This window comes from Rhodococcus sp. LB1, from assembly GCF_001583455.1.
Lineage (GTDB): Bacteria > Actinomycetota > Actinomycetes > Mycobacteriales > Mycobacteriaceae > Rhodococcus_F > Rhodococcus_F opacus.
Window position 1 is genome coordinate 1 of sequence record NZ_LTCZ01000137.1, and the last position, 11375, is coordinate 11375.

Below are 11375 nucleotides of genomic sequence, written 5' to 3' on the forward strand. Positions count from 1 at the left end.
GACACCACCTCGATGCTGTTCGGGGACGCGAAGAAGTCGGTCGCCGAGGTCACCGAGGAACTCAAAGCCCTATAGGAGATAAGCGCCATGCGTGGGCACATCCCGATGGGAGGTGCCCACGCACAGCCCATCGAAACAGATCGGTCAGTAAATTAACCCGATATGCATTCGCGGCGCCCAGGGCGTGCAGAACCAACTTCGCACGCCGACAGTAAGACCTGCCGCACCCTCTCGTAAGTCGCCGAAATCGAATCGAACGGCCCATCGCACACCCCTTTGCGCAAGTAGCTGGACCGATCGGCACTGACATCGGACCGGACACCCCGTTGTAGGGTTCCGCCCAGTTATCGACTGCAGCAATCAATTCCGGAGCGCATGCGAAGGTGTGGCGGTAGTGGTAGTCGTGTTTGGACTCGCCCACAGGCTGTCGGCGGTTCCCACATATCCCGGTCTCGCCCACCGGACGCCGCAGCCCGAAATGCTCGCCGTCACCTCTGACTTGGATGGAAATGCGGCTAGATGGACATGGGTGCATGCGGTCGGCTACACCGGGCCTCGCGATTTCCGGCGACAGCCGCGCACGTCGGTCCGACTATTGATTTGGACAGACATAGTCAGTATTATGGGGTCATACGTATTCTTGGATGGCCACTTGCCGCTCGCACGGGTGACAGCGGACAGGGCAGCTGAGAGGCGCTCAACCACACGAACATGTTGTCAGGAGAGCTGATGTGCCCCGAATGAGCAGAGACTGCCGAGTCGTGCCTCGGAACTTACGGCGAGGTCCATCAAGAATAGCTTGACATGGCGCCAGGCCCTCCTCGTCTTTGGCGTAGCCGCCGGCGAAACCGTGCTGACCTTCGTTGTGAGCCCATCGATGGTGTTCCCGGGCATGGCAACAGCGGCAGGCCTCGACGAGTCTCGGCGCGCTGTCGAGGCTTTGGACCGCCGGATCGTTCCCGGGCACGACCGGTGGAGGGCGTGACGGCGGGCGCTTGCGCTAGCGCGTCGGCGGTTCGCTCGACGAAATTTCACTGCGGCGATCGCGGATCCCGCACCGCAAGAAAAGGAGCTTGATTTCATGGGAAAACTTGAGGGCAAGGTTGCGTTCATCACCGGCGCAGCGCGGGGGCAGGGTCGTAGCCACGCTGTGCGGTTGGCGCAAGAGGGTGCCGACATCATTGCGGTGGACATCTGTGAGGATATTCCCAACAGCCCGTACGAAGGTGCTAGTGACGCGGATCTCGCCGAGACGGTGAAGCAGGTAGAAGCTCTGGGCCGGCGCATTGTGGCGGCAAAGGCCGACGTCCGTGATTTCGACAGGCTCGAGAAGGTGGTCGACGACGGCGTCGCACGGCTAGGCAAGCTGGACGTAGTATGCGCCAATGCCGGTATCGCCGGTATCACCAGTCGACCGCAGTCTGTGTGGGAGTATGACGCAGCGACATGGCAGACAATGATCGATATCAACCTCACCGGCGTCTGGCACACGGCGAAGGTCGCAGTTCCGCATCTCATCGCCAATCAGGGCGGCTCCATCGTTCTCACCAGCTCGGCTGCTGGGCACAAGGCGTACGCGAACATCGGCCACTATGTGGCAGCCAAGCATGGCGTGATCGGACTGATGCGTACGCTCGCAATCGAATTGGCTCCACACAGCATTCGTGCGAACGCAGTGAGCCCCACGCAGGTGGACACACCCATGATCCAGAACACGGCCATGCGTCGATTGTTCCGACCTGATCTCGAGCATCCAACCAGGGAGGACTTCGCTCCGGCTTCTCAGACGGTGAACGCCTTGCCGATTCCCTGGGTGGATTCGGCAGATGTCAGCAATGCGATCTTGTTTCTGGCTTCCGACGAATCTCGGTACATCACCGGTGTCGCCCTTCCTGTCGACGCGGGTGCACTCATCAAGTAGAACGAATCGGATCGCTTTCCGCGTGAGTGACTCTCGTTGGCCATTACGCCATTCAGGAGAGGCAGATTCGTGTCTGATAACGATACGAAGGTGTACGTGACCGCCGCGCTGGAACGTTTCCCCACGAGTATCAGGTACATGGCATTCGGCATCAGTTACAACGTCTTCCGGCTGATCGGCGGAATCGCGGCATACGTCTCGACATTCCTGGTCGCGCAGACGGGGACCACTTACGCGCCCGCCTTCTATCTGATGGCTATTGCCGTGGTGGTGCTGCTGACAACGTTGCGGGTCCCGGGACCGCGAGTCGCCCCCCGGATCGGCATAAGAGAGATACTCCGGCGCTCCGTCGGCAACCGTCATCGCCGGTATCCGCCGGTGCATCGAACAAGGAGGACCACCATGGGACGTCTCGACAACAAGGTCGCGCTGGTGACCGGCGCCGCCCGTGGCCAAGGACGGTCACATGTCCTGCGGCTTGCCGAGGAAGGCGCCGATGTGGTGGCGATAGATATCTGCACCCCGATGGAAACCGTGCCCTATGCCCTGCCCACCTCCGAGGATCTTGCCCGTACGGCAGAACTGGCCGAGACGACGGGCCGCCGGGTAATTCATCGGGAGTGCGATATCAGGGATCTGGCCGGGCTCCAGGCCGTTGTTGCCGAGGCGGTCGGGGAGCTCGGTGGGATCGATATCGTCGTGGCTAATGCCGGCATCACCAGTTTCGCGCCCTCCTGGGAAATGTCCGAACAGCAATGGCAGGAGATGATCGACGTCAATCTCACCGGTTCGTGGAAGACCGTGCGGGCGGCGGTGCCGTCGATGATCGAGCGGAGGCGGGGCGGATCGATCATCCTCACCAGCTCACTTGCCGGTCTGATCGCGTACGCCGATCTATCCCACTACACTGCCTCCAAGCACGGCGTCACCGGTCTCATGCGCGCGCTCGCGGTCGAGCTCGGCCCGCACAACATTCGGGTCAACTCACTACATCCCGGGAACGTCGACACACCGATGATCAACAACCCGGTGGTGCACAATGTCTTCCTTCCCCACCTCGCGAACCCGACGCGAGCCGAGGTGGAAGAAGTTTTCGTTCAATTGCAAGGCCTGCGTGTGCCTTGGATCGAACCCATCGACATCAGCAACGCGGTGGTCTACCTCGCCTCCGACGACGCTCGCTACGTCACCGGCACCACACACGTCATCGACGCGGGAGCCATGGCGCCCAACAAGATCCCCCACCCAGTGACCGGCTGACGGCACGGACCCGGGCCTCGCACAAGTTCAAACAGGAGCGCATGATGGACAAGATCGACAGCGAGAACCTCCTCGTGGTCGGGGCAGGCCTCGGAGGCCTTGCTACCGCGATCGCCGCGGCAGAACGCGGATTCCGGGTGACGATTCTCGAAGCGGCGGACAGGGTGGGCGGGGCCGCAGCCTACTCGGCCGGAGTGGTCTGGTCGCCCGCGAACCACGTGATGCTTCGCGAAGGCGTTCACGACAGTATGGAAAACGCCGCGACATTCATCAAAGCGACGGCCGGACGTTATCCCGAGCTGCTCGACGATTCGGCCATGTATCGATTCCTGACGATGTCGCCGCGAGCGGTCGAGTATTTCGAGAACCTCGGGGTAGTCCAATGGAAAATCATTCCAGCAATGCCGGACAGCCATGCCGGGGCGCCGGGATGGTCCGAGTACGGACGCTATCTCTCGGCTGTATTCGACGCTGATCTGCTCGGAGACTGGCGGGACAAGTTGCGCTATACCCCGCACTTTCCCTACGAGACCAACTACTGGGAAATCCACGAGAAGACCGGGAAGACACCCGCCGCGCTGACTCCGAGCTCTGACGGGGGCAAAGTCGAACCGCCGACCCGAGAGCTTTCGGAGACGGACAGGCCAATTAACTTGCTCGGATTCGGTACCGGTGTTGTTGCGAACTTTCTGCACGCCACCTCGCGCAGAAACGAGATCACGATCCGGTTGGAACACCGTGTGGAGGCGCTGATAATCGAGGATGAACGCGTCGCGGGTGTAGTGGTCGATACATCCGCGGGACGGGAAACGTTTCGGGGCAAGGTGGTCCTCGCCACGAGCGGGTTCGATTCGGACCCCGCTCTGGTGAAGCGGTTCACCGGCTTAGGAGAGCAGGACTACGGAACGATGGCTCCGCGAACGAACCGTGGCGACGGATTCCGTCTTGCAGCGTCGGCCGGCGCCGATCTCGTTCAGTTTCCGGCACGTTCCGCGCCGTATATCCCCGGATACTTCTCCGGGAAGGCGAACGCATTTCTCGGACGGGAAGAGTATACGTACCCGCATACTTTCATCGTCAACTGTAGAGGAGAGCGCTTCTGCGACGATTCGTACTATGGCGATCTGGCGTGGCAGGCGCTGGCCCCCGACGCGCAACATTTCCCGATCTACATGATCTGGGATGAGGAACACCATCGTCGTTATGGGGGAGTCGGTGCAGACCCCGGCGGGGACTACGAAGAAGGCCTGGTCGAATCTGCTACGACGATGAAGGAACTCGGCACCAAGCTGGGAATCGACGGCGTGCAACTCGAACGAACGGCCGCCGAATTCAATGGCCCTGCGGCGACGGCCGCCGATCCGCGATTCGGACGGGGAAGCGATCCGTACGTACAGCGCTTCTACGGAGACCCTACGCACGAGCTGCACCCCAATATCGCGCCCGTCGCCACGCCACCGTACTTCGGTATGCGTCTGCGTCTCAACATGGTCTCGATCTCAATGAGCGGTGTTCGTACCGATCCCGACGGACACGTGCTCGACATCAGCGGAAAACCCATTCCCCATCTCTACGCGGTGGGCGCTGTCGCCGCCTTCACAGCGACCGGAACCAGTTACCAAGGTGGATTCTCCCTCAGCCGGGCGCTCACCATGGCGCTGACCGTAGCCGAGTGCGCGAGCCGGGAATAGCAGGATCGAACGGCGATAAGCCGGCAACGTACGTAGTGTTCGCGTAGTCGAAGGGCAGATTCCTATGGGTAACCCACTGCATATCGGTGTCACGTTGCCGAACTTGGGTCCGAATGCACAGCCGGATACGATCCGCCGGCTTGCCCGTATCGCCGAACGACGGGGCTTCGGGTCTGTCTGGGTTTCCGACCATATCGTGATGCCGGCCGCTCCGTTGACCGAGTATCCGTACAGTGGCAATGGGCGACCACCATTCGATCCGTCCACCCCGTACCTCGACCCGTTCGCCACGCTGAACTTCGTTGCCGCCTGCACCGAACGAGTACAGCTCGGCATCGGAGTTCTGGTACTTCCTTTGCGGCACCCGATCGGCGTGGCTAAACAGGTAGCGTCCCTGGACGTGCTCTCCGGCGGCCGGACCCTGCTGGGCGTGGGAAGCGGGTGGATGGTCGAGGAATTCTCTCTGCTCGAGCAGGGTTGGGCCGATCGTGGGCGGCGCACCGATCGGGGCATCGACACATTGCGGGGATGCTGGCAGGCCGACGCTGCGGTGCCCGACGGTGGCCGAGTCGGCATCGCGCCGCCTCCTCGGCAAGGCGTCCGGCTGCCGGTGCTCATCGGTGGACACAGCTCGGCAGCGCTCCGCCGTGCAGTCCAGCGTGGGGACGGCTGGTATGCCACCAAATTGACTCCCTCCCAGTTCGCCGAGCGCCTCGGCAGGCTGCGCCGAATGGAGGCGCAGAGCGGCGCATGCGAACAGTTGGTCGTGGGGGTTCGCCCGGATGTCGTTGCACCGGAAAGGGCCTCGACGATAACGCGTGATCTCGCCGACGCGGGAGCGGAGTTCGTCGTGCTCGGCGGACCCTTCGGGGAGCTCACCCCGGACCAGGCGGCATCCTGGATGGAACGCGCCGCCGATGCGCTCGGACTCGTCGGAGAACTCGTCCCACCGATCGCGTCGCGACGGTCCTGGCCGGCGGTTACCGCAGCGGTTGGGCCTCGAGCCGTTGGCCGTTCGGCCTATTGATCAGTATCAGAACCCGTTCCTCGCCCGTAGGACACCTGCATCAACCTGTCGGCGGGAGGCACCTGGGGACACGACTGTCCATTTATTCGTTACGGCTGACGAAAGGTCTGCACACATGTCCATTGAAGACAAATTTGCCCTCATCGAGCTGAACCATCGCTACGCCCTTCTCCTCGACACGGGCGAACCCGCCCGGTGGGCGGCCGAAGTGTTCACGGAGGATTGCGTTTTCGACGAGCGCCAGTTCGATTCCGGTCTCCATGTGGGGCGCCAGGCAATTGCGGCTTACGGAGACGAATTGATGGCATCGGTGGAACACGTCGTTCACCACATGACCAACCACGTGATCACTGTTCGGTCGGAAACGGGCGCGACGGGCGTTGCGTTCGGTATATGCGAGGTGCAGCACGCCGACGGCGGTCCTCGGCTGCGGTTCAACGTTCTGTACGAAGACGAGTACAGAAAGGTCAACTCCATGTGGCTGATCTCCAAGAGGGTGCTTGTGAAGACCTTCGAACCCGAGCAGGTCGGGCAGTTCCCCGCTGCCCCGGCATAGTGCTCTGGCGGCAGATCGTGGCCTGAATCCGTCCGGTACGGCCCCGTATGTTGCCCTGTCGTCACAGGCCAACCGTGACGGGTCGGAGCGCCCGCGTCGCCGAACTCGTCGCCGCTAGTCGACCATGGTTAGGCCACCGCTGACGCTGAGTACCTGGTGGACCCAGCTCGTCGATATCGAGCACGATACCCTCGGTGCGGGACTGGGAGTCCGCGCGGCGTTTCCCACGTCCGGGCCGGCGAAAACCGACGAGTACGTCCCGGCCTTCACGCCCGCCCAAGACGAGTAGGCCGTTGTCCGATAAAAGTGCCGGTCACATCGTGATTGATTCGGCATATTCCGGTCGCCGTGGTGTGCACCGGACGCACTGCTTCGCTATAGGCAACATAACCGACGAACCAGGAGAGTAGGTCACGAATTATGTCCGATCGAACTGCCGGCATGAAGTTTCCGTCAAAGGTCGGTGTCTGGTGGAACAGCGAGGCGTGGCCGATACGTGAGGCACAGGACATCGCCCGCGAGATCGAAGCGCTGGGGTTCGGTTCGCTGTTCATGCCCGAGGGCGGCGGCAAAGACGCGCTGGTAGAATCCGCGGCCTTTCTCGCGGCCACCGGCCGGCTGGTGGTCGGCACCGGCATCGCCAATATCCACGTTCGGATACCAACAGCGGCGGAATCCGGCGGCCGCATCCTCAGCGCCCTGTACCCGGGACGGTTCGTGCTCGGTCTGGGCGTCAGCCACAGCCCGTTCGTCGAACAGTTGCCCGGAGGCGCGTATCGCAAGCCGCTGGCAACGATGCGGACGTATCTCGAGCGCATGGACGCACTGTCCCCGGAGATCGAGCCCGGCGCCAGGCCGCTACGCCTGCTCGCCGCATTAGGACCGAAGATGATCGAACTATCCGGCGAGCACGCCAACGGCGCCCATCCGTATCTGGTGACACCCGAACAGACACAGGTGACCCGCTCGATCCTCGGCGCCGATCGCTGGATCGTCACCGAACAAGCTGTGGCGATCGGTGGCGATACGGACGATCAACTTCGGCGTGCGCACGACCACCTCACTATGTATTCGTCGCTGCCCAACTACCGGAACTCGTGGCTGCGCCAAGGTTTCGAGGAGCCCGACCTGGTCGGCGGTGGATCGGACCGGTTGGCCCGCGCACTGGTCGGCATGGGTACTGCCGACGACGCGGCCGCTGCGCTCACCGCACATCTCGACGCCGGCGCGGACCACGTCGTTGTGCAGGTCCTCGCGGACACGCCGTCGACCGACCCGCGGCCGGCGCTCCGTGAACTCGCCTCGGCGTTGCAGTTGTAATTGCACCGGCGACCAGTGCTCGGCTTGCCATTGGTCGGCGTGGAGATAGCCGCGCGACATAGCAGCACCGACAGGGGCCGACGACCTCTCCCACCCGGAGAGAGGTCGTCGGCGGCCCATAGGCGCTGGGTCAGCGGTGTGCGGCGCGATTGATCGCGACGGTCTCGTCTAGCGAGGGCGCCTCGGCGAGGCTCGCGAAATGCTCCCCGAGCCGGTCACGAGTACGGGGCGCTTCGTCCTTGTCGGCCGCTGCCAGGGCCTGCCCCAACTCCGCGACATCCAGTTCGGTGCAGTAGGCGGGCGTCCCCGGCTGCTGCCGCCACGATTCGGCCAGAGCCCCGGCATCGACGGGATCGAAGCCCGTGTCGTCGACGAGCTGCATGACGGTCCGGCGTGCTCGTTCCGAATCGGCGGCAACGGGGATAGCGATCCGGCCGAGCGTTCCGGCGAGTACTCCCTTGGTCTGCTGTGTCCCCGCGAGCGCGGCGTTCCACGCCTTCACAATCGGTTTGCCGAGCTGCTCCGCGCTCCACACACTCTCGACTTGTCCGTTGTCCACCGCCTCGATGTGGCCGTTCATACCGGGGTAGTAGTTCGAGGTGTCGACGATCACCGTATCGTCGGACACTCCGGCGAGGAGGCCGGCGAGCTCGGGCTGCTTCGAGAATGGGATCGACAGGATGATGACCTCCCTGTCGTGGGTCGCGGCGTCGAGATCTACTGCGCGAGCGCCTGCTTTCCGGACGTCGGCGGCGACGGCCTCCGGCCCACGGGCGTCCGCGACCAGTACCTCATGTCCGGCCTCGCTGAGCCGGCGTGCGATATTGCCGCCGATGGCTCCGGCGCCGATAACGGAAATCCTCATATCGTGTTCCTTCCCTTCTATCGTGTCCGGATCGCTACATGAACAGTGCGCGGCTGAGGCGGACGTGGTATTCAGAGTCGGGGTTCGTTCCAACGCCAACCCTTTCGGCGATGGCGGCGCCCGACAGGTCGCGCCGCTTCGGCAATCTCGCGGCCTCGGCGCGCGCTAGGGCGGCCGGCATCTCGTCGCGGGTGAGATCTGTGCAATAAACCGGTGCCCCGGGCTGCTGGCGCCACGATTGCGCCAGCGGTCCGGCATCGAATCCATCGAATCCGGTGTCCTCGACCAGCGCTATGGCGACCGCGCGTTCGCTGTCGTCGTCGGCCGCGACCGGGATCGCGATACGGCCCCGAATCCCTGGAGGCGTGCCTTTAAGGGCGAAGGAGCCGGAGCCGATGGCATTCCACGCCTTGACGATCGACTGGCCGAGCTGTTCTGCGACCCAGAGACTTTCGACCTGGCCGGCTTCGATGGCCGCGATCTGGGAATCACGCCCCGGAATGTAGTTCGAGGTGTCGATAACGACCGTCTCAGCGGGTACGCCAGCGAGCAGCGGCGCGATCTCGGGAACGCGGTTCAGCGGGACGGAGAGGATGACGACGTCCACGTCTTTCACTGCCTCGGACGCGGGCACCGCACGTGCTCCCGTGGCCAGGACCGTGGCGTCGATTGTGTCGGGTCCGCGCGAGTTGGCCACCTTCACATCGTGTCCGGCCGCGCTCAACTTTCGACTGAGTGTCTTACCGATATGGCCGACACCGAGAATACCTATCTTCATCCAGTAACTCCTTGGGTTATTTATCGATTTTCATTCATCGGGCAGGGCTGTGCGGACACTTCGCAGGCGCCGTGCCGGCCGAGGCGTGAAACAGCTTTTGCCTGGCGGCTTTTTCCTGGTCTCCGGTCCTACAGATCTCGGGCCAGATGTGCGACCACCACAGCGCCGGGTCGCACAGATCTGCCGAACGACGGACGGCCGGTTTGTGCCGGGTGTTACCGAACGCAAATTCGACAGTTCCGCTTTTGGATCGGACTGCCCGCTGCGAAAGTCGTTGCTGCTCTACTGCTTTTTGTTTTGGTTGCGGTAGCCGTTTTCGATGAGTGTCAGGAGACGGTCGAGTACCTCATAGTCGGCCTCGGCGGCGCCCATGGTCCACGCCACCGAGACGGCCAGGAGGAACAAGTCTCGCCCCGTTACCGAGGCTCGCACCTGTCCCGTGAGCCGCGCGGCGCGCACGTACTCCTCGGTGGTCGCGATGATGTTCTCGCAGGGCACCGTCAGCGGGTTGTCCGGTTCCAATGCCCTCGCGGCAGCCATGAGCGGTTCCGGCAACCCGCTGAACGCGCTGAAATATTCCTCCATCGCGTGCAGCCAGCGCCGCAGCTTTTCCAACGCGTCGTCGAGCTGCGAGATATCGGCGCGACGTGCCTCTAGTTCTTCCGAACGGGACTGCAACACCGCCGCCAGGAGCGCCTCGCGGTTCGGGAAATGCCGATACAACGTGCCCGGCCCGACGCCGGCGTCTTTGGTGACCGCCTCCATTGAAGTGCCGACCCCGAATTTCAGGAACTGACGCTGAGCCGCCTCCAGCAGAGCAGCACGGTTGCGCTGGACATCCGCGCGCGGCCGGCGGCCCGGCTGCTCTTCAGCACTCATACGTCTCCTGTCTGCTCCGGGCTCCACCTCAAATCGGATACCGCCTCCGGATACCGGGACAGCATAAAACGGAGGCTGTATCCGGTCAACTCGCCGGAGTGGATGGCTACGGCTGCGATCTGCTGGCTGAAGCCCCGCATGTCCGCCGCGATCGGAGCAGGCACCTCAGTCACCAATGTTCGGATTGCGGTCGTGCGAGTACCGCGGAGATCGATACCGAGGGTGCGTAGTCGGTTCATGATCGTGTTGGGGTGCAGGTGACTGCCGGGCGTGCGGCCGGGAAAGAGCCACTCCGATTCACCATCTCGGACGGCATGCAGGTTGGGTCGTTGTGCGAGGTGCTCGGTGAGCATGTCCGCGAACGGCGTCGGAATGGGCGCAGGATGGGTGCCGAGGGCAAGATATGGACCGTCTGACGCCAGGAGGATGTCGTTGGTGCGATGTGTTGCGATCCTCGCGATTGGTTGAGTGTAGAGGAGCTGCAGTGTGCCGGCGATCCGATATGGCAGGGATTCGCTGTTACCGGTCAGCAGTTCACGCAGCCAGGCGATCAATTGGTCCTGGGTGATGGTGGGGGAGGAGCGGGCGCTCCGCGCTCGAGCACTTACGTCGCCGCTACCGGTGGCGGCACGGCGGAGGCGGTTGATCTTTACGGGTGGGATGCACGTATCTCGGCTGCACCGATGCTTCCTTCGCACTTTGCTGAAGTGTCCACCCGGAACACAGTTTCGGATGCACCATCGACTGTCTATGGCCTGCGGTGGCCGTGGGACAGCACATTCGAAAGGGGCCTTCCCTCCCCAAATAGGCGCAATACACCCCGCAGCGGGACCTATGCCAGACGCGGCGTCGCGAGTCGACGACAGGGAGGGTGATCGCAGAGCTCAAGTTCGCTTTTTGGCAAGCCATGTTCACTGCGGGTCACGATATACACATTTTGAATCACCAGATCCTCGCACTGTTTTCCGAATGCTGCGGGGATGACTGCTGAGCGCTCCGCCGCCGGATCTATGACGATCTTGAGGATCCGAACGATGCGAAATCGGATTTGGCTGGGGCTAGCCTCGATCTTTCCTGA

Annotated in this window: 13 protein-coding genes; 8 read left to right on the forward strand and 5 right to left on the reverse strand. The window is 63.0% G+C overall.

Features of this window, described 5'->3' with window-relative positions; all coding sequences use genetic code 11:
* From AZG88_RS53850 to AZG88_RS20180, 8 genes are all read left to right on the forward strand, one after another.
* Positions 1-75: NAD(P)(+) transhydrogenase (Re/Si-specific) subunit beta (locus AZG88_RS53850; protein WP_231914105.1), on the forward strand; the 75-nt coding region annotated here is incomplete at its 5' end.
* Positions 76-1081: 1006 nt separating this feature from the next.
* Positions 1082-1921, forward strand: coding sequence for a mycofactocin-coupled SDR family oxidoreductase (locus tag AZG88_RS20155; protein ID WP_061698714.1), 840 nt, complete (start codon positions 1082-1084; stop codon positions 1919-1921).
* Positions 1922-2323: 402 nt separating this feature from the next.
* Positions 2324-3181, forward strand: coding sequence for a mycofactocin-coupled SDR family oxidoreductase (locus AZG88_RS20160; RefSeq protein WP_061698722.1), 858 nt, complete (start codon positions 2324-2326; stop codon positions 3179-3181).
* 41 nt (positions 3182-3222) lie between these two features.
* Positions 3223-4872, forward strand: a complete 1650-nt coding sequence (locus AZG88_RS20165; protein WP_061698715.1) for an FAD-dependent oxidoreductase — start codon at positions 3223-3225, stop codon at positions 4870-4872.
* Between the two features lie 64 nt (positions 4873-4936).
* On the forward strand, positions 4937-5899 hold the full coding sequence (locus tag AZG88_RS20170; protein ID WP_061698716.1) for a TIGR03619 family F420-dependent LLM class oxidoreductase: 963 nt from the start codon (positions 4937-4939) through the stop codon (positions 5897-5899).
* Positions 5900-6014: 115 nt separating this feature from the next.
* Positions 6015-6455 (forward strand): nuclear transport factor 2 family protein, encoded by a 441-nt coding sequence (locus AZG88_RS20175; RefSeq protein ID WP_061698717.1) that lies wholly within the window; start codon positions 6015-6017, stop codon positions 6453-6455.
* A 124-nt stretch (positions 6456-6579) separates the two neighbouring features.
* Positions 6580-6744, forward strand: a complete 165-nt coding sequence (locus AZG88_RS51840) for a hypothetical protein (protein WP_156517553.1) — start codon at positions 6580-6582, stop codon at positions 6742-6744.
* Positions 6745-6896: 152 nt separating this feature from the next.
* Positions 6897-7775 (forward strand): TIGR03620 family F420-dependent LLM class oxidoreductase, encoded by an 879-nt coding sequence (locus tag AZG88_RS20180; protein ID WP_231914103.1) that lies wholly within the window; start codon positions 6897-6899, stop codon positions 7773-7775.
* Between the two features lie 130 nt (positions 7776-7905).
* Here the strand turns inward: AZG88_RS20180 and AZG88_RS20185 are convergent, their stop codons facing one another.
* From AZG88_RS20185 to AZG88_RS53855, 5 genes are all read right to left on the reverse strand, one after another.
* Positions 7906-8640, reverse strand: a complete 735-nt coding sequence (locus AZG88_RS20185; RefSeq protein WP_061698719.1) for an NADPH-dependent F420 reductase — start codon at positions 8638-8640, stop codon at positions 7906-7908.
* A 34-nt stretch (positions 8641-8674) separates the two neighbouring features.
* Positions 8675-9418: an NADPH-dependent F420 reductase gene (locus tag AZG88_RS20190; protein ID WP_061698720.1), complete on the reverse strand. Its 744-nt coding sequence runs from the start codon at positions 9416-9418 to the stop codon at positions 8675-8677.
* Between the two features lie 282 nt (positions 9419-9700).
* Positions 9701-10297 carry a TetR/AcrR family transcriptional regulator gene (locus AZG88_RS20195; RefSeq protein WP_061698721.1) on the reverse strand — a complete coding sequence of 199 codons (597 nt, stop codon included), beginning with the start codon at positions 10295-10297 and terminating at the stop codon, positions 9701-9703.
* Positions 10294-10851: a hypothetical protein gene (locus AZG88_RS20200; protein WP_197487880.1), complete on the reverse strand. Its 558-nt coding sequence runs from the start codon at positions 10849-10851 to the stop codon at positions 10294-10296. The genes AZG88_RS20195 and AZG88_RS20200 overlap by 4 nt, the downstream gene beginning before the upstream one ends.
* A 278-nt stretch (positions 10852-11129) precedes the next feature.
* Positions 11130-11375: hypothetical protein (locus tag AZG88_RS53855; protein ID WP_231914104.1), on the reverse strand; the 246-nt coding region annotated here is incomplete at its 5' end.